Source organism: Streptomyces sp. SCL15-4, assembly GCF_033366695.1.
Taxonomy (GTDB): domain Bacteria; phylum Actinomycetota; class Actinomycetes; order Streptomycetales; family Streptomycetaceae; genus Streptomyces.
In genome coordinates this window covers 824,748-843,852 of the sequence record NZ_JAOBTQ010000001.1, presented here as the reverse complement: position 1 = coordinate 843,852, position 19,105 = coordinate 824,748, and the positions used below count along the sequence as shown (strand labels likewise).

19 protein-coding genes are annotated in these 19,105 nt (G+C 73.9%); 5 read left to right on the top strand and 14 right to left on the bottom strand.

Going from position 1 to position 19,105, the window contains the following annotated elements:
* Positions 1 to 41 precede the first annotated feature (41 nt).
* The gene (locus SCK26_RS03490; RefSeq protein ID WP_318199760.1) at positions 42 to 275 is read left to right on the top strand and encodes a hypothetical protein; all 234 of its coding nucleotides are present in this window, start codon (positions 42 to 44) and stop codon (positions 273 to 275) included.
* 13 nt (positions 276 to 288) lie between these two features.
* On the opposite strand, the gene SCK26_RS03485 is transcribed toward SCK26_RS03490, so the two are convergent.
* The 8 genes from SCK26_RS03485 to SCK26_RS03450 form a co-directional block, all read right to left on the bottom strand.
* Positions 289 to 1,005 carry a family 16 glycosylhydrolase gene (locus SCK26_RS03485; protein ID WP_318199759.1) on the bottom strand — a complete coding sequence of 239 codons (717 nt, stop codon included), beginning with the start codon at positions 1,003 to 1,005 and terminating at the stop codon, positions 289 to 291.
* Between the two features lie 95 nt (positions 1,006 to 1,100).
* The gene (locus SCK26_RS03480; protein WP_318199758.1) at positions 1,101 to 2,510 is read right to left on the bottom strand and encodes an FAD-dependent oxidoreductase; all 1,410 of its coding nucleotides are present in this window, start codon (positions 2,508 to 2,510) and stop codon (positions 1,101 to 1,103) included.
* A gap of 37 nt (positions 2,511 to 2,547) precedes the next feature.
* Positions 2,548 to 3,717, bottom strand: coding sequence for a polysaccharide pyruvyl transferase family protein (locus tag SCK26_RS03475; protein WP_318199757.1), 1,170 nt, complete (start codon positions 3,715 to 3,717; stop codon positions 2,548 to 2,550).
* 117 nt (positions 3,718 to 3,834) lie between these two features.
* A complete protein-coding gene (locus SCK26_RS03470; protein WP_318199756.1) occupies positions 3,835 to 4,008 on the bottom strand; it encodes a hypothetical protein in 174 nt (57 codons plus the stop codon).
* Positions 4,009 to 4,033: 25 nt separating this feature from the next.
* Positions 4,034 to 4,390 (bottom strand): PRC-barrel domain-containing protein, encoded by a 357-nt coding sequence (locus tag SCK26_RS03465; protein ID WP_318199755.1) that lies wholly within the window; start codon positions 4,388 to 4,390, stop codon positions 4,034 to 4,036.
* Positions 4,391 to 4,537: 147 nt separating this feature from the next.
* Entirely contained in the window at positions 4,538 to 5,497 is a 960-nt protein-coding gene (locus SCK26_RS03460) for an alpha/beta hydrolase (RefSeq protein WP_318199754.1), read from the bottom strand.
* A gap of 287 nt (positions 5,498 to 5,784) precedes the next feature.
* The gene (locus tag SCK26_RS03455) at positions 5,785 to 7,143 is read right to left on the bottom strand and encodes a trypsin-like serine protease (protein ID WP_318199753.1); all 1,359 of its coding nucleotides are present in this window, start codon (positions 7,141 to 7,143) and stop codon (positions 5,785 to 5,787) included.
* 123 nt (positions 7,144 to 7,266) lie between these two features.
* Entirely contained in the window at positions 7,267 to 8,250 is a 984-nt protein-coding gene (locus tag SCK26_RS03450) for a LysR family transcriptional regulator (protein ID WP_318199752.1), read from the bottom strand.
* 179 nt (positions 8,251 to 8,429) lie between these two features.
* On the opposite strand from SCK26_RS03450, the gene SCK26_RS03445 reads away from it, so the two are divergent.
* Entirely contained in the window at positions 8,430 to 9,368 is a 939-nt protein-coding gene (locus SCK26_RS03445) for an AraC family transcriptional regulator (RefSeq protein ID WP_318199751.1), read from the top strand.
* Positions 9,369 to 9,448: 80 nt separating this feature from the next.
* Positions 9,449 to 10,309 carry a carbohydrate-binding protein gene (locus SCK26_RS03440; RefSeq protein WP_318199750.1) on the top strand — a complete coding sequence of 287 codons (861 nt, stop codon included), beginning with the start codon at positions 9,449 to 9,451 and terminating at the stop codon, positions 10,307 to 10,309.
* A gap of 689 nt (positions 10,310 to 10,998) precedes the next feature.
* Here the strand turns inward: SCK26_RS03440 and SCK26_RS03435 are convergent.
* Positions 10,999 to 11,244: a hypothetical protein gene (locus SCK26_RS03435; protein ID WP_318199749.1), complete on the bottom strand. Its 246-nt coding sequence runs from the start codon at positions 11,242 to 11,244 to the stop codon at positions 10,999 to 11,001.
* 69 nt (positions 11,245 to 11,313) lie between these two features.
* Entirely contained in the window at positions 11,314 to 12,258 is a 945-nt protein-coding gene (locus tag SCK26_RS03430; protein WP_318205894.1) for a beta-ketoacyl-ACP synthase III, read from the bottom strand.
* Positions 12,259 to 12,364: 106 nt separating this feature from the next.
* Here SCK26_RS03430 and SCK26_RS03425 point away from each other — a divergent pair, with 106 nt between their 5' ends.
* The gene (locus SCK26_RS03425) at positions 12,365 to 12,988 is read left to right on the top strand and encodes a TetR/AcrR family transcriptional regulator (RefSeq protein WP_318199748.1); all 624 of its coding nucleotides are present in this window, start codon (positions 12,365 to 12,367) and stop codon (positions 12,986 to 12,988) included.
* A 66-nt stretch (positions 12,989 to 13,054) separates the two neighbouring features.
* On the opposite strand, the gene SCK26_RS03420 is transcribed toward SCK26_RS03425, so the two are convergent.
* Both SCK26_RS03420 and snpA read right to left on the bottom strand, forming a co-directional pair.
* Complete coding sequence (locus tag SCK26_RS03420; protein WP_318199747.1) at positions 13,055 to 13,561, bottom strand: NUDIX hydrolase; 507 nt, start codon at positions 13,559 to 13,561, stop codon at positions 13,055 to 13,057.
* A 164-nt stretch (positions 13,562 to 13,725) separates the two neighbouring features.
* Complete coding sequence (gene snpA, locus SCK26_RS03415; RefSeq protein WP_318199746.1) at positions 13,726 to 14,415, bottom strand: snapalysin; 690 nt, start codon at positions 14,413 to 14,415, stop codon at positions 13,726 to 13,728.
* 181 nt (positions 14,416 to 14,596) lie between these two features.
* On the opposite strand from snpA, the gene SCK26_RS03410 reads away from it, so the two are divergent.
* Positions 14,597 to 15,631: a LysR family transcriptional regulator gene (locus tag SCK26_RS03410; protein ID WP_318199745.1), complete on the top strand. Its 1,035-nt coding sequence runs from the start codon at positions 14,597 to 14,599 to the stop codon at positions 15,629 to 15,631.
* A gap of 10 nt (positions 15,632 to 15,641) precedes the next feature.
* Here the strand turns inward: SCK26_RS03410 and SCK26_RS03405 are convergent, their stop codons facing one another.
* Entirely contained in the window at positions 15,642 to 16,274 is a 633-nt protein-coding gene (locus SCK26_RS03405; protein ID WP_318205893.1) for a TetR/AcrR family transcriptional regulator, read from the bottom strand.
* 2,171 nt (positions 16,275 to 18,445) lie between these two features.
* Positions 18,446 to 19,054 (bottom strand): TetR/AcrR family transcriptional regulator, encoded by a 609-nt coding sequence (locus SCK26_RS03400; protein WP_318199744.1) that lies wholly within the window; start codon positions 19,052 to 19,054, stop codon positions 18,446 to 18,448.
* Positions 19,055 to 19,105: the final 51 nt, after the last annotated feature.

Below are 19,105 nucleotides of genomic sequence, written 5' to 3'. Positions count from 1 at the left end.
GGGGGAACCCGGGCGGGCCGAGGAGTGGAGCGGAGGACGCCATGAGCGAACACACCGGCGAGCCCGCCGACCGGTACCGGCGGGCCCGCGACGACGAGGAACCCGGAGCGCACTCGGGCGGCGAGAGCCCGGCCCGCGAACGGACGGTCCCGGGTACGGCCGGCGCGAAGGAGGGCTACCAGCCCGACAGCGGCACCACGGCCGGCGAACCGCTGCGCGGCGTCGAGGCCGAGGACCGGCCGCGGGGCGACGAGGAGACCCCGCTCGACGGCTGACCGCCGCCGGACGCTACGCGTCGTCCCCGGACGGGCGCCGCACCAGCAGGCTGCTCACCTCGAAGGTCATCTCGGTCGTCGCCGGGTCGGGCGCGGGATGGTAGCGCCCGGCGCAGACCGAGAGGTTGACGATGAGGAAGGCGTACCAGCGGCGCCCCACGCCCCGCCGGTCCGCGAAGACCTGTTCGCCGTTCAGCCACCAGACCACCGAGCGGCGCCCGAACTCGGTGCGCAGGTCGATCCAGGCTCCCGGCCGGACCGCGTCGGCGTACATGTACCGCTGGGAGCCGCGCACGTGGTTGGTGAGTTCCAGCAGGTCCGGGTGGTCCGGGTGGTACTCGAAGACGTCGACCTCCTGGCCGCCGTCCCGCCAGGTCCAGATGGCCGGCCACGCGCCGGTCTCCGTGGGCAGCCGCACCCGGGCTTCCAGCACGTCACCCGGCAGGAGCACGAACTCCTCCTCGCTGTCCTCGGTGGTCAGCAGGCCGGTGTCCCATCCGCCGTCGGACCGCCGGGTGGCCCGGAAGACGCCCGAGCGGCTGTGGCCGGCGTCGTCCACGAGGTGATCCAGCTTGTCGTCGTCCGGATTGACCGGACCGCCTCCCGGGTAGGCCGAGGAGCGGCCCGCGGTCCACTGGGCCGTGGAGGCGAAGTCCGCCGTGAACACCACGTCGGTCCGGCGCGGGTTCCGGGGGCCCGGCAGCGAGGCGCTCGTCGTCGGTTCGTCCATGTCCGATGTCTCACCGGCGGCGGCCCCGTCATGCGCGAGGGCGGATCCTCGCGTCCCATTTCCTTCGTGTGGGTGAACGAAGGTGTGCGGCGGTGTCAGCGCAGGCTCGCGCCCTGCGCGCGGAGCTGGCGCTGGACCGCGCCCACCGGCACCTCTCGCGGCCGTCGGCCCGCGGTCGCCGCCAGGGCCGCGCAGACGCCCGCCGCCTGTCCGGTGGCCATGGAGATCGGCATCACGCGGTAGGAGGAATGGGCCACGTGGTCCCCGGAGATGCAGCGGCCCGCGACCAGCACCCGCTCCAGGCCCCTGGGCAGCAGGCAGCGCAGCGGGATGTCGTAGGACTCGCCGCGCGGCAGCCGTTCGAGCGTGGTGCCGCGACCGCTCGGGTTGTGGATGTCGACCGGATAGGCGCCGCGCGCGACGGCGTCGTCGAACTTGCGGGCCCTCAGGACGTCCTCGCCGGTCAGCCGGTACTCGCCGGCGATCCGCCGCGTCTCGCGCACACCGACCTGCACGCCGCTCTGCACCACGTAGGAGTCGGCGAAGCCCGGCACGCGGCTGCGCAGGAACCCGGCGATCTGCGCCATCTGGCGGTGCGCGGCGAGTTCCGCGCGGGTCAGGTCCCAGACGCTGGTGCCGAGCACCTCGGTGACCCGCGTGGAGTTGACCGCGATCTCGCCGGCGTTCGGAGTGGCGAAGAAGAGGATGTCCTCGCGCGGCAGGTCCAGCTCGCCGGCGTCCGTGGCGGCGCGCACCAGGTCCCACAGCCCGTGCACGCCCTTCCACTGGTCGGGCCGTTCGCGGGTGTAGGCGGTGAACCTCTCGTGGTCGAAGCGGATCATGCGGAACATCAGCGTCATCGGCTGGGTCCAGCCGTCCTCCGGCCGGCCGGTCTCGTACCCGGCCCCCGCCGCCGCGGCGATGTCACCGTCCCCGGTGCAGTCGACGATCACGTCCGCGTCCAGCACCAGCGGCCCCGACTTGGTCTCGAACACCGCCCGTGCCCGGTCCGGCAGACCGACCACGCCGGACGCGAAGGCGTGCAGCAGCATCCGGACCTCGTGGTCCTCCAGCAGCTCGTACGTCACCAGCTTGAACAGCTCCGCGTCGAACGGCACGGTGTAGCCGGTCTCCAGCGACGGCCGGATCGCCGCCCCGGCCCGGACGAGCCGGTCGAGCAGCACCCACAGCACCCCGCCGACGACCGGTTCGCCCTCGCCGTGGTCGGGCGGCAGCAGCCTGGCGGGGTCGCCGGGCACGGCCTGCCTGACCTCGTTGTGGAAGCTCATGAGCGGCATGACCAGGGCCGCGGTGGCGTTGCCGCCGAGGAACCCGTAGCGCTCCACGAGGACCACCTCGGCGCCCGCGTTGGCCGCGCCGAGGGCCGCCCCGATCCCGGCCGGACCGCCGCCGATCACCAGTACCTGGGTGGAGCCCGCGTGCAGGGCCCGACGCGGCGGCAGTTCCACCGTGGTGGGGACCCGGGGCGGTATCAGCTGGGACACGTTCACTCCCTCGGGGCGGACCGGCGGGCCGCCGGTGTCAGGGCGCGGTGGAGGCGGGCATCGGCGCGCCGGGGTGGCGGTCGCCGGGCGCGGCGGCCTCCAGGTAGGCGAGGAGCCGCTCGGCCGTCTGGGCCGCCCGCAGCCGCATCGCGGCCGTGCGCACCGCCGCGTCCGCCGCGCGCGCGTGCCGCTCGTCCCACAGGCGGTCCACCTCCGCCAGCAGCAGCCCCGCCGTCTCCCGGACCACCCCGCGCAGCGCGGGCGCGCCGATCCGCTGGGCGAAGTCGAAGACCTTCCCCGCGTACGGCAGCGGCAGCAGCGGAATCCCGGCGAGCGCGGCGAAGACCAGGAAGTGCAGCCGCATACCGACGGCCAGGTCCAGCTGCGCGACGATGTCGAGGACCTCCTGCGGCCCGTGGTCGCCGCGCAGCACCGTGCAGTGGTCGGCCGCCGCCATCCGGGACGCCACGGCGTGCGCGTGCCGGATGTCGCCGCGCTCCATGGAGACGAAGACGACGTGCGCGTTCAGCCGGTGCACCAGGAAGTCGCCCACACTGGCGAGCAACTGGTGGTACCCCTCTTCGTCCAGGTGCTCGGCGGCGTGCCCGGGTTCCCGCACGCTCATCCCCACCAGCCGCACCCGGCGGGGCACCGCCTCCGCGCGCAGCAGGGCCCGGCCGCGGTCGCCGGGTTCCAGCAGCAGCGCGGGATCGGCGGTGACGGACACGGGCCGGGTGACGCCGGCCTCCTCCAGGACCAGCTTGGACTCCTCGTCGCGGACCGTCACCTCGACCGCGTCCGACAGCACCGTGCGGACGCACGCGCAGTCCGTCTCGTCGGTGAGCGGACCGGCCCCCACCGCGTAGGTGAAGACGGGCACGCCGAGGCTCTGGGCGGTGCGGGCGGGCCGCAGATAGCGGCGCGCCTCGGTGTCGTAGAGGATCCCGCCGCCGCCGAGCACCAGGACGCCGAGCCGGCCGAGCGGCGCGGAGATGCCCTCCCGGCACACTCCCTCCCAGCCCACGACCTCGACGTCCGGATGGGCCGCGCGGGTGTGCGCGGGATCGCGGGAGAAGACCACGAACCGGGTGTCCGGGCGGCCGGCCCGGATCTGGTCCAGCAAGGCGGTGAGGATCGCCTCGTCACCGACGTTGCGGCCCCCGTAGGAGCCCAGTACGCCTACGGTCACGCCGTCCGTGCCTTCCATGACCGCTCCCTCGTCGCTCGCAGCAGAAGCTGTTCCAGCTTGCCGCCGCCGGGCGGGAACACGCGACCGGGACCGCGCCGGGCCGCGTGGACCGCCTCGCGCGACGGCGGCCGGCCGTCAGCGGGCGACGCGGTGTTTGCGTCCGCCCCGGCGGAAGCGCACGGCGGCGAAGACGAGGGCGATGACCAGCACGACGACGCCGATGATCAGCAGATAGAACAGACCTTTGACGACGAATCCGATGATCCCCAGGACGACGGCCGCGAGGATCAGGAACAGGAACAGGCTCATCGGATCTCCCGGCGGGTTGGGTGGATCAGCGGCGGGCCAGGCGTCGCACGCCGCCGGCGCCCGGTGCGTAGGGCAGTTCGTAGTGGGCGAAGACGCCCGGCTCGTCGGCGGCGGTCAGTTCGCCGTCGGTCTCGATGGACGGCGCCTTCTTGACCCGGTCCTTGCTCTGGGCGACCTTCAGGTAGCCCGGGCCGACCGTCGCGCCGGTGAGGGGCACGAACGCCAGCCGGCGGCGGGTGGGCAGCCCCACGGTCACCGCGGCGAAGAAGGGCTGGTCGGTGGCGGTGTCCACGTAGACCGACTCCAGGACGCCGACCTTGTGGCCGTTCGCGTCGACCACGTCGTGGCCCCGCCACTCGCGGATATCGGATGCCTCGAACATCGGTACCTCCTGTGCACGGGGGCCTTCTGTGCACGGGGTACCCACCCGGACGCCGGGGATGTGGCCCAGGCGCGGTCGAAGCCCCCGGAAGGCGTACCCGCCCGGGGCCGGATGCCCGGGCCCGGGCCGGGACGCCGGAGGATCAGGTCAGGGGCACGACGTGAGGAAGTCGATCAGCGCCGCGTTCACCTCGTCCGGGCGTTCCTGCTGCGTCCAGTGGCCGCAGCCCGCCAGCTTCACGGGCTCGCGCCACAGGTTCGGCATCAGCGAGGGCAGTCGCTCGATGAGTTCCGGTGTGCCGGGGAAGGCGGGTACGACGTCCCGGTCGCCGTAGACGTACAGGGCCGGCGGGGTGACGACGGCGCCGTGCCAGGGCGCGGTCAGCTCCCAGTTGCGGTCGAGGTTGCGGTACCAGTTGAGGGCGCCGGTGAAGCCCCCGGAGAAGCTCTCCGTGAGCGCGTCGAGATCCTCCTCGGTGAACCACTCCGGCAGCGTCTCGGGGTCGGCCATGTCCGCGAGCCAGCCGCGCTCGGGGTCCACGAGCGGCTGCTTCTCGCCCGCGCCGGGAGTGTCGCCGGAAGCCCAGTAGAAGAACTTGCGCAGCGCGGTGCGGGTGTCCTCGGCGAACTCGGCGTCGGCGACACCGGGACGGTTGAAGTAGTTCCAGTAGAACCGGCCGCCGAACATCCGGTCCATGGCGGGCAGCGGCGGCTGCGCGCCCCGGAACGGCGGCGGCACGCTCAGACCGGCCACCCCGCGCACCAGGTCCGGCCGCAGCAGCGCGGTGTGCCAGGCGACCGGCGCCCCCCAGTCGTGCCCGACGACGTACGCCTTCTCCTCGCCCAGTGCCCGGATCAGCCCGACGACATCGCCGACCAGGTGCAGGATGGTGTACGCGTCGACGGCCTCCGGATGGTCGCTGCGCCCGTATCCGCGCTGGTCGGGAGCCACCACCCGGAAGCCCGCGGCGGCCAGCGGGCCGAACTGGCGGTGCCAGGAGTGCCATGACTCCGGGAAGCCGTGGAGCAGGACCACCAAGGGGCCCTCGCCCTCCTCGGCGATGTGCAGCCGGATGCCGTTCACGTCGACCATGCGATGCTCAACCATGGTCCCGAGACTACCCGCGTGATCATCGCGCGGACGGCGACCCGCACGCCGGCGCTGCGCCGGAGCGGTGTGCGGCCGGAACAGGCGGGCGAGGGTGCGTGCACTGGTACCGGGACGGGCGCACCACCGCGCGGGCGGCTCGACGTCCGGCGCGCTCCGGAACGTCTCGCGCAGGGCGCGCCGCCGTGGCCCGGACGGCGGCGGCGGACCCGGGCCGATCCCGGCGGTCGGGCCCGGGCGCCCCGTCGTCGGCGTCCGGGCCCTCGGTGGCCTGGTGGATCAGCCGGTCACAGCCGCTGCCACAGCGCCGGTGCGTTCGCCGGCTCCCACCCGGTCTGCGCCTGGTGGCCCTGGAGGCAGCGGTAGGCCGCACCGCCGTACGTCACCGTGTCGCCCGCCTGGTACACGGTGCCGGCCGCCCAGGTGCCGCCCGGGTCACCGGGGTCTTCCGGGTCCTCGGGGCCGGTCCCGGTCGTCGTGAGGGTGAGGCCGTAGGACTGCAGGATCGGGTTGACGGGCTGGAAGTACGTCGTACCGCCGCTCGTGCAGTTGCCCGAGCCGCCCGAGGTGACGCCCTGCGCCTGGCTGCCGGAGATGAACGAGCCGCCCGAGTCGCCCGGTTCGGCGCACACCGACGTACGGGTCACACCGCTGACGGTGCCCTCCTGGTACGTCACGCTGGTGTTGAGCTGCTGCACCGTGCCGCAGTGCCAGCCCGTGGTGGACCCGGAGCGGCACACCGAGGAGCCCACCGGGGCCTGGACGGAGCCGGCGACCTGGGCGGCGGCGCCGTTGACGTTCGGCGTGGCGGTCCAGTTGGAGCCGGCCGCCACCCACGCCATGTCGTTGCCCGGGAAGACCGACGCCTGGAAGGTGCCCTGCGCGACCCGGTTGGACCCGGTGGTGGTGGCACCCGCCCGGCCGCAGTGCCCGGCCGTGACGAAGCCCTGCTGGGCGCCCCGGGTCACCGGGAAGCCGATCGAGCAGCGGCTGCCGCTGCCGATGTAGTACGCGTCGCCGCCGCGCAGGTCGTACAGCGGCCGGGGACGCTCGGCCGACTTCACGGTCCGGGCGAGGGCGGCGTCGACGTGCGCGGCGGCCAGCAGCGAACGCGCGGCGTCCGGCCGTATCGCCTCCACCACCAGTGTGTTGGTGGGTACGTCGACGTACCAGACCGGGGTGTCGGCGGTGGCGCGGTGGGCGGCGGCGCGGTCCACGCGGGCCTTGGCGGCGTCCAGCGCGGCCAGGGAGTGGTCCACCACGACCGCGCGGGCGCCGCGCGCCCGGATCGCCGGCACGTCGGCCGGGTCGGTCGTGGCCACGGTCAGCGTGCCCGACTCCGCGCCGCGCACCCAGGCACCGGCGAAGTCCGCGCCCAGCGCCGCCCCGAGCCGCCCCGCGGTGGCACCCGCCTCGGCCTCGTTGGCCAGCCGGCGCTCCGCCTGCCCGCGGTTCAGCCCCAGGTCCCGCCGGAGCGCGCCGAGGAGAGCGGGCGGCGGCGCGTCGGAGCGCAGCGTCCGGGCTGCCGTGGGCGGGGCGGGGGAGGCGGCCGGCTGGGCGCTCGCGGAGCCGCTGAGCCCGGCCACGAGCAGGGCACCCGCCGCCGCGGCGGCAGCGCACGCGGCTCTGAGGTGTCGTGGGAGCATGGGGAGGTCTCCTCGGATTCGGTGGGGTGCCGAAACCGTACGGAGATCGCGCCCCGCCCCATAAGACGTCAGCCGACCCCCTGCCTCCGCGTTATGTACGGGAGGTGGGCGGAGGCGGCCCGGTCAGGACGCGAGGCCGGTGCGGTGCCGGGCCGCGGCCTCCCGGTCCGCGCGCCGCGCGAGCCAGTGCGCGTAGCTGTCGCTGCGGGCCGCCACGGCGGCGTGCGCCGTGCGGGCCTGGGCCAGTACCGTCGCCGCCGTGTCCGGCCGCTGGCCGGTGCGGTGCCAGCCCAGCAGGTGCCGCCACACCAGCGGCGTCCCGGACAGCGGACGGGTGGTGAGTCCCGGTGTCGGCGGGAAGGTGGCCCGGCACAGGCCCACCGCCCGGCCCACCTGCACCAGATGCGCACAGGACGCGGTGTCCGTCTCGTACAGGCGGCGGGGCGTGAAACCGGCACCGGCGCAGGCCGCGGTGAAACAGTCCCCGAAACAGCCGTCGCCCGGGACACACGCCCACTCCTCGTCGGCGAGCGCGGCGAGGTCGACCTCCCGGCCGCGGGCGAGCGGATGGCCCTCGGGCAGCATCACGAACACCGGGTCGACGGCGATCTCCTCCCAGACCAGGTGCGGGGCGTCGGGCGGCGCGGCGGAGCCGCAGGCGCCGGCGAGCGCGAAGTCCAGGCGCCCTTCGGCCAGCAGCTCCGCCAACTCCCGCTCCGACCAGGAGGCACAGGTGGTCACGGCGGTGCCGGGGACGGCGTCCGCGAGCCGGTCCACCAGCGCGCCCAGCAGCGGACCGTGCGTGCCGCCGAGCCGCAGCCGCTCCCCGTCCCGCCGGGTGCGCGCGAACCGGGCCGCCTCCCGCTGGAGTTCGCTGACCGCGGGCAGCACGATCCGGGTGCGCTCCAGGACCAGCTCCCCCAGGGCGGTGGCCCGCACGCCGTACCGCCCGCGTTCGAACAGCGTGCCGCCCAAGGCCCGCTCGATGCGCCTGAGCTGCGCGCTGAGCGCGGGCTGGGCGAGCCCGAGCACCGTCGCCGCCTTGGTCAGACTGCCCGCTTCCGCGATGGCCCGAATGGTCTTCAGATGCCGCAACTCCAGCTCCATGAGGGGAGCTTGCGCGGTGGGCGGGCCCGGGGCAAGAGGCTGGTACGGACCAGAGCGGCGGCGTGCGCTGTTTCCCGGCGTTCCGGTCCGTGGCATGGTCACAGCGACGCGATTGGTCTGTACCTGATCCGTGCCCGTGCGGTGCCCGGCAGGTCTGGGAGACAAGGGGAGCATGGCCGATGCGCAGCACCACCGTGTTACCGGGAAGCCCCGGCGCGCCACCCGCGCCCGGGGACGTGCCGCTGCACCGGCTGGAGGTGGCCGGGCCCGACGCCGTACCCTTCGCCGCCGGTTCCTTCGACGCCGTGGGACCGATGTCCCGGTGGGACCGGCCGCACCGGCACACGTTCTACGAGATCGTCCATGTCAGCGCCGGTTCCGGCACCCATGTCGTCGATCTCGCGCGCTGGCCGCTGCGTCCTCCGCACCTCGCGGTGATCCTGCCCGGCCAGGTGCACCACTGGGAGGGCGGCCGGGGACCGGAGGGGACGCTCGCGCTGTTCACCGACGACTTCTTGGTGGACCACCCCCGCGACCGCGAGGTGCTGCGGGAACTCGGCGAGCGGTGCTGGTTCGCCCTGGACCCCGAGCAGGACCGGTCCGTCGGGCGCCTGATGGCCGAACTCGTCGCGGAACACCGGCAGCGCGCCCCCGGGCACGAGAGCGTGCTGCGCTCCCTGCTGCACGTGCTGGTCGTACGCGCCGCCCGGCTGCCGGGCCGCACCGGCACCGGCCGGGACCCGCGCGCCCAGGGCCGGCCGGCCGCCGTCGCCGAGGCGTTCGCCCGGCTGGTCGGCCGCCCGGAGGCGGCGACCTGGTCCGTGCGGGAGTGCGCCGACCGGCTCGGCGTGACCCCCCATTACCTCACCCAGGCGGTCCGGGCCGCCACCGGCCGCCCGCCCGGACGGCTGCTCATAGAGGCCCGGGCCTACCAGGCACAGCGGCTGCTGGCCCACACCCAGCTGTCGATACGGCAGGTCGCCGCCCGCACCGGGTTCGCCGACCCCGCGTACTTCAGCCGGTTCTTCCGGCGCGAGACCGGCAGCAGCCCCGGCGACTTCCGAAAACACCACAGCCGCCCTCATCAGTCCCTCGAAGCCCCACCGGCGCACGCCTAGGTTCGTTGGCGATCCGGCCCCACGGGCGTCCGCCCCCACAGGAGGACCACCACAGTCCGCCCCCCACAGCAGGAGGAGACATGGACGGAGCAGGTACGCACGACCCCGAACGGAACGGCACCGGCAGGGACGGCGCCGAGGCGCCGGGCGCCGCCCGGCTCGTCGGCCGCAAGACGGTGCTGCGCGCGGCACTCGCGGCCACCGCCGCGATCCCCCTGGCCCTGGCCGGCGGCCCCGCCCTCGCCCGCACCCTGGCCGCGAGCGGTACGGAGCCCCAGCTCACCCCGGAGTGCGACGACGGCGACGACCCCACCCCCGAGCAGACCGAGGGTCCCTACTTCAAGCCCAACTCGCCCGAGCGCAGCAGCCTCCTGGAGCCCGGCCTGCCCGGCACCCGGCTCACCGTGACCGGTTATGTCTTCGGCCGGGCCTGCCGGCCCCTGTCCGGTGTCCTGCTGGACTTCTGGCAGGCCGACAACAACGGCGCCTACGACAACACCGGGTTCCGGTTCCGGGGCCACCAGTACACCGACTCGCGCGGCGCCTTCGCGCTCACCACGATCGTGCCGGGCCTCTACCCGGGGCGCACCCGGCACATCCACGTCAAGGTGCAGGCCCCCCACCAGCGCGTGCTGACCACGCAGTTGTACTTCCCGAACGAGCCGCGCAACAACACCGACACCATCTTCGACCCGCGGCTGCTGATGACCGTGCGCGACGGGAACGGCGGCCGGGAGGCGGCGTTCGACTTCGTCCTCGACGTCGCGCAGGACCCGGGCCCCGGCCCCACCCCGCCCGGCGGCACCTGGACCATCGGCACCGCGTACCGGACGGGGGACCAGGTCACGTACGGCGGCCGCGGCTACACCTGCCTCCAGCCCCACACCGCCCAGCCGGGCTGGGAGCCGCCGGCCGTACCGGCTCTGTGGCGCGCCGTCTGAGCCACGGGTACCCGGGCGTCGCGCCGGTGCCGAGGGGGGACCGGCGCGACGCCCGTCTGCGGCCCGGCACCATCCGTACGAGCGCGCCTTTGTGGGGCGGGCGGGCGCCCGGACAAAGAGCCGTCGTCGACGTGCGCCATGCGGTCTGGTGGTCCGACTGGCGGGAACGGGCCCCGGCCCTGTCCGTCCTGTCGCGCGCAGGTGCCGCTGGGCGGGGCGGGACCTGGGGCTGAACCGCGGGCAGGCCAAGCGCGGCGGTGGCCGCGCGGGCGCCCGGACCGGCTGAGACGGGCGCGGGCGGGATGCGGATGCGCAACCGCCTTACGAACCCACGGACTTCATCTTGTGTGTGTACACCCAGGCGGCGACGTTCTCACCGAGTGTCAGCCCGTCGCTCGCGTCCCACGGGTAGTGGACGCCGAGCCAGACCCTGCTGTCGGCCTCCTCGCGGGCGGCCTGGCCGAAGCTCGTGAACGTGCGATGCGCAGCATGCGGGACATGGGGAACAGATCCTCTCTGCCGATGCGTGTGCGGTGCTTCGGTGCGGAGGTGCCGTGCCGTGCGCGGCTCAACCTAGGCGCCACGCACGGCCGGACGCATCGGACGGGCGCAGGACACCACCGTCATCCCAGGGCGACAGGACGCCGCCGCCGTGAACCCTGGCGGTATACCGGCGAGGAGGGGCACGCTCAGGAGGTTGCCGACGTGCTGTCGGCTTCCGCCGCCCGGGAGGACGCGGGAGCGTCCGCGGAGGCCCCGCTCGCGCTTCCGCGCGGGGTACGCAGGACGGCCGCCGCGATCACCAGGGCGCCCAGGACGAAGACCGCGCCCGTCCGGAAGGCGAGTTGGTAGCCGCCGGTCAGGGCCGCGTCCCGGGACGCGCCGCCGTCCAGCAGGGCATCGGTGTGCGAGGCGGGGGTATGTCTCGCAGTCACATCGATGTGACGGGCCGGTGGTGACAGGACCGGCGGCGTCGCCGGCGCGCACGCTGCCGGGTGCGGCGCTCAGGGGCAGGTGACGACCTGGCCGGCCCAGGACAGGCCGCCGCCGAACGCGAGGAGCAGGACCGGGGCGCCGCTGGGCAGTTCACCGCGTTCGGTCAGCTTGGACAGGGCGAGCGGGACGGACGCGGCGGAGGTGTTGCCGGACTCCACGACGTCGTGGGCGATCACCGTGCTCTCCGGAAGGCCGAGTTGCCGCACGACGGCGTCGATGATGCGCAGATTGGCCTGGTGGGTGACCACGCCCGCCAGGTCGGCCGTGGTCAGACCGGCCCGCGCGCAGGCCTCCCGGGCGATCGCGGGCAGCTCGCCGGTGGCCCAGCGGAAGACGGTCTGCCCCTCCTGGGCGAAGTGCGGGTGCCAGTCGTCGACGAGCCGGACGGCGTCGCCGCGGGCGGGGTCCGAGCCCCAGCACACCGGGCCGATCCCGCCGTCGGCGGAGCCGCTGAGCACGGCGGCGCCCGCCCCGTCGCCCAGCAGTACACAGGTGCGCCGGTCGGTCCAGTCGGTGACGTCGGACATCTTCTCGGCACCGATGACCAGCGCGTGCCGCGCGGCCCCGGCACGCAGCGAGTGGTCGGCGCAGGCCAGCGCGGTGCAGAAGCCGGCGCAGCCGTTGTTGAGGTCGAAGGCCACGGGCGCGGCCAAGCCGAGGCGGCCGGCGACCTGGGCGGCGATGGAGGGGCAGCGGTCCACGGCTGTGCAGGTCGCCACCGTGATCAGCCCGATGTCGGCGGGTTCCAGCCCCGACGCGGCCAGCGCCTTGCCCGCGGCGGCCGCCGCCATGTCGGTGACGGACTCCTCGGGCGCGGCGATGCGGCGGGTGGCGATGCCGGTACGGCGCCGGATCCACTCGTCGCTGGTGTCGACCATGGTGGCCAGGTCGTCGTTGGTCAGGACGCGCGTCGGCTGGTAGTGCCCCAAGGCGGTGATACGGCTTCCCGGCACGGCGGAACGCACAGCTGGTCTCCTCGGCTCGGCGGCAGGTGTCCCGGAATATAGCAACCGATCGGTCGGAAGCTGAAGCCGTCCCGCCTCGCCTACGATGGGAGGCATGAGCCCTCGCAACTCCGCAGCCGAAGCCCGCAGGACGCGGCAGCGCATCGTCGAGCGTGGTATCGCCCTCGCCTCCTGCGACGGCCTCGAGGGACTCACGATCGGGCGGCTGGCCGCCGACCTGAACATGAGCAAGGCCGGGGTGCTCGGGCATTTCGGCACCAAGGAGGCCCTCCAGCTGGCCACCCTGGAGGGCGCCGCGGCGGCGTTCTCCCGTCTGGTGTGGGAGCCCGCGGCGCAGGTGCGGCCGGGCCTGCTCCGGCTGCGGGCGGTCTGCGACGCCTGGATCGGCTATCTGCACCTGGACGCCGGGCGGGCCGTCTTCCCCGGCGGGTGCTTCTTCACCACGGCGTCCGTCGAGTTCGACGCCCGCAGCGGGCCCGTCCGCGAGGCCGTGGCCCGGATGTCCCGGGTGTGGCGGCGCCGTCTCGCCGCCGAGGTGCGCACGGCGGTGGCGGCGGGCGAACTGCCGGAGGACACCGATCCGGACCAGGTGGTGTTCGAGCTGATCGGTCTCTTCATGGCCTTGAACCAGGAGATACAGCTCTTCGCGGCGCCGGATGCCACCGACCGCACGCGGCGGGCGCTGGACCGGCTGCTCGGCCCGCGGCCGGACGCGTAGCCGGAAGGCGCCGGGCACGCCGGGCGCCCACCGCGGAGGTGCCGGGCGCGCTTCCGGGAGATGCCGTCAGTCGGGATCGGCGTCCTCGTCGAAATCGCCCAGATGAAGCGGCGCCGGGCAGGACGTGCCGGCCGCGAGCACGGTGCTCAGGTGCGCCGCCAGCCTCTTCGGACGTACGGTCTGCCTGGTGGTGGCCAGCTCCGCCAAGGTCCACCAGTGGTGCCCGTACCGGGCCTCCTCCGTGGTGACTTCTACGCCGCGCGCCTCGTCGGCCGTGACGCGCGCGAGGCGGTACTCCTCGTACTGGTCGAAGCCCCGGCCGTCCACGCTGAAGACCGCCTGCCGGGTCCACACCACCGGGCTCAGCCGGTGCGCGGCGAGCGTCAGCCCCGTCTCCTCCAAGACCTCGCGCACGGCCGCCCGCACATGGTCCTCACCGTCCTCGACGCCGCCGCCGACGGTGAACCACCAGCGCGCTCCCGGCCGGCGCGGATCACGCCCGCACAGCAGCAGGAGCCGATCGCGGTCGTCCACCAGAAGGACACGGGAAGTCCGCCGCTGTGTCGGTGTCATGGGAGCCGATGCTATTCACGGCCCTGCTGTGCGCGGGAGCCGTCCGTCGGCTTCCGCAGGTGCGCGCACCGCGGCGACACGGCGGCGCCACGGACCGCGGGTCACGCGCCGCGGTCCGTGGCGTACCGGCGGTGGGGAGGCCGGCCCGGAGTGTTCCCCCGGCGTCAGCCCGCCTTGTTCACCTGCGCGAGTGCCTTGGTGAGGCCGTAGGCCCACAGCTGGTTGACCCGGGAGCGCTCGGTGGCGTTCGGGTAGCGGTTGGTGCAGGACGGGCCGGGGCCGCCGCCCGACATCAGCTCGCTGCACGGGCCGCTGTAGTGGTCCGGCAGCCCCAGCACATGGCCGGTCTCGTGGGCGGTGACGCGGACGGAGTCGTACTGCTGGTTCTGCGCGTAGTCCAGGAAGATGTAGCCGCGGCCGTGGCCGTCGGTGGAGGCGTAGGACCCGCGCGAGTCGCTGCCCTCGTAGTAGGCGAAGTCGCCGCCGCTGGAGGTCGCCTGGAGCTTGACGTTCGACACGGAGCTGTTCCAGATCGAGGCGGCGCTCGATATCTGGTTGCGGAAGCTCGGGGCCTGGGAGGCGTTGTAGTAGACGGTCACCGCCTTCAGGGAGGGCTGCTCGGCCTGCCGCTCGGCGACCGACTTCAGCACGGCGTCGAAGAACGCCTTGGTGCCGGCGTCCTCGGCGCTGCCCACGTAACCCGCGGCGGCGGTGCGGGCGGGTGCCGCCGCGGTGTCCTGGGCGCTGGCCGGGCTCGCGGTGCCGAGCGCGGCGGAGGCCAGTCCGAGGCCGAGGGCCAGTGCCAGTACTCTCCTGGTGCTCTTCGACCCGGTGCTGGTTCGGAACGATGCCATGGGGGGCTCCTTCTCGTCCTGTGGGGTTGAACGATCGGTTGCCAGTGAGTCTCGGGCAGGTCAACGGGGAGAGGGATGATGGCACTTGGGGATAGCACCGGGCTATCGGCGGCCGACTCGTCCGCTTTCCTTGTAACTTGAACATCTGGTGTCGTGTTCCGTGCCGCCCTACGCTCCCTCCATGGAGTTGGAGGTGAGGCATCTGCGTGTGCTCTGCGCCATCGCCGACACCGGCAGCCTGCACAAAGCGGCCCGGGAACTCGGGTTGGCGCAACCTTCGTTGAGCACCCAGCTACGACGGATAGAGCGCGCGCTCGGTGCCCAGCTCTTCGTGCGCGCCCGCACCGGCTGCCGGCCCACCCCGCTGGGGCTCGCGGTGCTCAGCCGGGCCAGGCCGCTGGTGGCGGAGTTCGCGGCGATCGTCACCGAGACCAGGGCGGCGGCGGCCCGGGCCGCCGGCGGGTTCCACCTGCGCATCGGCGCCACGGCGAGCAGGGCCATCCCAGGCTGGCTGCGGCTGCTGCGGGCCCGCCGCCCGGGGATCGAGCCGGCGCTGCAGATGAGCGTCTCCGCCAACGCGCTGCTGGGCATGGTCGCGGCCGGCCGGCTCGACCTGGCCTTCGTGCACGAGGTGGAGGGCAGTCCGCTGCGGGTGCCGCCCGGACTGTGCCTGCGGGTGCTGGTCGAGCGGGAGCCGCAGTTCGTCACGCTCGCCGCGGACCATCCGGCGGCGTCGCGGCCCCAGGTGCGCCTCGCCGACCTGGCCGGGGACCGCTGGATGGTCGACTCCACGGTCGACGGCGAGTGGGACGCCCTGTGCCGGGTGCTGCGCGCGGCGGGCCTGCGGTGCGAGATGCTGCACGGCGACTACCTCACCGCCTACTCGCTGGCCGCCATCGGCGAGGTGGTCACGGTCAGCCAGCCGACCGTCCCGCCCCGGCCCGATCTCGCGATCCGTCCTCTGGAGGGCGACCCGATCGGGGTACGGCTGCTGCTGGCGGCCCGCACGGAGAGCGAACTGAACGATGCCTACCCGGAGTTGGAGGAGGCCTACTGGGCGGTGGCGCGCGAGGCGCCGGCCTACCGCGAATGGTTCGGCCGCGCGCACCCGGCGGGCGGCGGACCGCGGGGCGCCGGTGCGCCCGGCCGTCCGGCCGCGGCCCCGCCTCCGGAGCCCTGGCCGTGGCCGGTGACGGCCGACCTGCGCACGGGGTAGGGGGCGGGGGCTAAGCCGGCGGGCGGCCGACGTGGCTGTGCGGTCGAGCCGGTACGGGTTTGGGCGCCGTGGCCGATTCGTGAAGATACGGACTGATGTGCCGTGGATCGCTCGTGCACGGCACGACGGCGTGCAGGACCTCGACGGTTCGCTCGATGATGTCCGTCCGGTCGTTGCCGATCCAGGACAGCAACTGCGCGCCGAAGAACGCCGAGACCAGAACCCGGGCCAGCGGCTCCGGGGGCGTCGCGTGCTCCAGGTCGCCCGCGGCCAGGGCGCCCTGCAGCCAGGCGGCTATCAGCGAGGTGTAGTCCTCGAAGGGCAGGGGGAGTTCGGCGTCGATCAGACCCCGCTCGATCTGCAAGCGCGCCCCGGCTCGCATCAGCGGTTCGTCGCGCAGCCCGGCGGCGGTACGCAGCAGCAGTTCCGCCACGGACGCCACCGGCGGGAGGGAGAGTTGGGCGACGGCGTCGGAGATGACGGGCAGCCGCCTGGCGAACTCCTCGCTCACGGCGATGGCCAGACACTCCTTGCTGGCGTAGTGGAAGTAGACGGCCCCTTTGGTCATTCCGGAGAGTTCGGCCACGTCATGCATGGTTACGGCCGGGTAGCCCCGTTCGGCGAACGCACGAGCTGCGGCCAGCAGAATGTTGTGCCGGGACCGGATGGCGCGTTCCTGTTTGAGTTCCTTGGCACGGGTGGCAGGGGTAGGGCCCGTGGTGGGATTGCGGGGAAGTTTCACGAAGGCCTCCCTTGTCTGATACGTCATCAACAACGTGTCGCGGCGGACTGCCCCCGGAACAGACCTTCTCAAAAGATGGTCCGGGTCGGTGGCGGCCACACGCGTGCAACCGTCTGCATACGTGACCGGGAGGTTGTGCGGGCGATATGCACACTAGCGCACATGCCTGGATCCCCGAGGCGGAAACGGAATGGTGCCGACCGCCGTCACGGACCCTTCCGCGAGGCGCCGGCGCCGGTGTGTGAGGTAAGCGGTATCTCCGGGCACAACGGGGGCCGGGCCCCTCGGCGGGCGGGGCACGGTGTGCGTGAGCGTGGAGGCGCGCGGCGGCGGAACGGCCATCTGTGTGAATCATGTACTCCCATGTGGCGGAAAACCGTCCCATGCATACCGGACCGACCCACCGGACGTCAGGTCGGCGCCAGGAACGGCGTCTTACTTATTGAAGTGTGCGGGCGAACCCGGACGTAACACGACTGCCTATAGGCCCGGTTGCCCGCGCCGACGCCATACGGCCGCGGGGGAGGGGCAGGACGGGCTGGTCTGGCCGGTTACGGGGGAGGAGGAAGGGTTTGCGGTCCGGGCCGGTCTGCGCCGGTTACGGGGAAGGGGTTGGCGGTCCGGTCTGGCCGTGCTGCCGGGGAAGAGGTGGCGGTCCGGTCTGGCCCGCTGACAGGGGCGGGCCGGCGGCCTGGTCCGGGTCTGCCGCCGGGGAGGGGTTGGCGGCCCGGCGTCGCCTCGGCCGCCGGGATGGGCCACCGGTCCGGTCTCGCCGCTTGCCGGGAGGGGTTGGCGGCCCGGTACGGTCCTGCCGGCCGGGGTGGGCCGGCGGTCTTGTCTGGTCCTGCCGGTGGCGACGGATTGGTGGCCCGGCCCCGCGCCCGCCATCGGGAAGGGTTGGCGGTCCGGTGTGGCCCGTCGACTGGGGTGGAGTCGCCGGTCCGGTCTGGCCCGTTACCGAGAAGGGGTCGACGGTCGGTCTGGCCCGGCGGCAGGGGTGGGCCAGCGGTTGTGCCTGGTCCTGCCGTTGGTGACGGGTTGGTGGCCCGGCATCGCGCCCGCCATCGGGAGGGGCTGGCGGCTCGGCACTGCGCCCGCTGTCGGGAGGGCTGGTGGCCCGGTGTGGCCCGTCGACTGGGGTGGAGTCGCCGGTCCGGTCTGGCCCGTTACCGAGAAGGGGTCGACGGTCGGTCTGGCCCGCCGGCAGGGGTGGGCCAGCGGTTGTGCCTGGTCCTGCCGTTGGTGACGGGTTGGTGGCCCGGCATCGCGCCCGCCATCGGGAGGGGCTGGCGGCTCGGCACTGCGCCCGCTGTCGGGAGGGCTGGTGGCCCGGTGTGGCCCGTCGACTGGGGTGGAGTCGCCGGTCCGGTCCGGCTCGTTACCGAGAAGGGGTTGGCGGCCCGGTCCGGCCGGCTGGCAAAGGTGGGCCGACGGTCGGATCTCGTCCTGCCGTCGGCGAGGGATTGGTGGCCCGGCGCCGCGTCCGCTGTCGGGAGGGGCTGGTGAGGCCCGGTGTGGCCCGTCGACCGGGAGCCGGCGGCCCGGTCTGGCTCGTTACCAGGGAAAGGGTCGACGGTGGGTCCGGTCCTGCCGGCCGGGGTGGGCCGGCGGTCTTGTCTCCTGTCCTGCCGATGGTGAGGGATCGGTGGCCCGGCCCCGCGCCCGCCATCGGGAGGGGCTGGCGGCTCGGCACTGCGCCCGCTGTCGGGAGGGCTGGTGGGGCCCGGTGTTGTCCGTCGACTGGGGTGGAGTCGCCGGGCCGGTCCGGCTGGTTACCGGGAAGGGGTCGACGCTGGGGCCGGTCCTGCCGGCCGGGGTGGGTCGGCGGACTTGTCTGGTCCTGCCGTCGGGGAGGGAATGGCGGCCGGTCCGGGCCGCTGCCGGCGAGGGGTCAGGGTCCGGTCTGGTGCGTTACCTGGGCCGGGGGTGACGGTGCGGCACCGGACCGCCGCCGGAGAGGGGCTGGAGGTCTGGTGCCGCACCGCCACCCGTCAGGCGGGAAGCGGCCGGCGGATCTCGCCGGCCGCTTCCCCGGCCCGGCTGGGCGCGGCGCGTGCCCGCTCGCGCCTCCGCTAGGCCTGATGGCAGGGGGCCGGGGCGGCCGGCTGACCGTCGCTCAACGCCTGCCACCAAGCCGTACACAGCAGTTCGCTGAAGCGGTCCATCCGGCATTCGGGCGTCGAGTAGTAGACGCCGAACATCAGGGCCAGCAGCAGCTTGCCCAGGCGCTCCGGGTCCTGGGGCCAGGTCAGCTCTCCCCGCTGCCGGGCCTGTGTCATGAGGGTCGCGACCGTGCCGCACAGATCCTGGGCCACCCGTGGCAGCCGGCCGTGTGCGCGGGCGGCCTCGCTGCACAGGTGGAATCCGGCGCGGAAACGCAGATCCGTCTGCAGCCGCTCGGCCAGCCGGACGGCGAGGAGGCGCAGTTTCTCCATCGGCGGGGCGTCGCAGCGCTCGACCTGTGTCAGCAGTTCCTGCCAGGCCTGTTCGAAGGGCCCGGTCAGCGCCTTGGCCAGGAGCCGCTTCGATGCGAAATGGGCGTACAAGGCGCCCTTCGTCATTTGGGCTTCCTGCGCCACGCGCTGAAGATTCGCACCCATGTACCCATGCCGGACGAACTCCCCCGCTGCCGCGTCGAGCAGTAACTCATGAGTCCTGCGCGCTCTGTCTTGCTTGATCACGGTGCCCCTTCGTGCTCCGGAATGGATCGACAAATCACCCCCAAGAAATCC

Bases quoted from the DNA above. Each gene is read 5' to 3' on its own strand.
- SCK26_RS03490 (WP_318199760.1), top strand. From the start codon at position 42: ATGAGCGAACACACCGGCGAGCCCGCCGACCGGTACCGGCGGGCCCGC.
- SCK26_RS03485 (WP_318199759.1), bottom strand. From the start codon at position 1,005: ATGGACGAACCGACGACGAGCGCCTCGCTGCCGGGCCCCCGGAACCCG.
- SCK26_RS03475 (WP_318199757.1), bottom strand. From the start codon at position 3,717: ATGGAAGGCACGGACGGCGTGACCGTAGGCGTACTGGGCTCCTACGGG.
- SCK26_RS03470 (WP_318199756.1), bottom strand. From the start codon at position 4,008: ATGAGCCTGTTCCTGTTCCTGATCCTCGCGGCCGTCGTCCTGGGGATC.
- SCK26_RS03465 (WP_318199755.1), bottom strand. From the start codon at position 4,390: ATGTTCGAGGCATCCGATATCCGCGAGTGGCGGGGCCACGACGTGGTC.
- SCK26_RS03460 (WP_318199754.1), bottom strand. From the start codon at position 5,497: ATGGTTGAGCATCGCATGGTCGACGTGAACGGCATCCGGCTGCACATC.
- SCK26_RS03455 (WP_318199753.1), bottom strand. From the start codon at position 7,143: ATGCTCCCACGACACCTCAGAGCCGCGTGCGCTGCCGCCGCGGCGGCG.
- SCK26_RS03450 (WP_318199752.1), bottom strand. From the start codon at position 8,250: ATGGAGCTGGAGTTGCGGCATCTGAAGACCATTCGGGCCATCGCGGAA.
- SCK26_RS03445 (WP_318199751.1), top strand. From the start codon at position 8,430: ATGCGCAGCACCACCGTGTTACCGGGAAGCCCCGGCGCGCCACCCGCG.
- SCK26_RS03440 (WP_318199750.1), top strand. From the start codon at position 9,449: ATGGACGGAGCAGGTACGCACGACCCCGAACGGAACGGCACCGGCAGG.
- SCK26_RS03425 (WP_318199748.1), top strand. From the start codon at position 12,365: ATGAGCCCTCGCAACTCCGCAGCCGAAGCCCGCAGGACGCGGCAGCGC.
- SCK26_RS03420 (WP_318199747.1), bottom strand. From the start codon at position 13,561: ATGACACCGACACAGCGGCGGACTTCCCGTGTCCTTCTGGTGGACGAC.
- snpA (WP_318199746.1), bottom strand. From the start codon at position 14,415: ATGGCATCGTTCCGAACCAGCACCGGGTCGAAGAGCACCAGGAGAGTA.
- SCK26_RS03410 (WP_318199745.1), top strand. From the start codon at position 14,597: ATGGAGTTGGAGGTGAGGCATCTGCGTGTGCTCTGCGCCATCGCCGAC.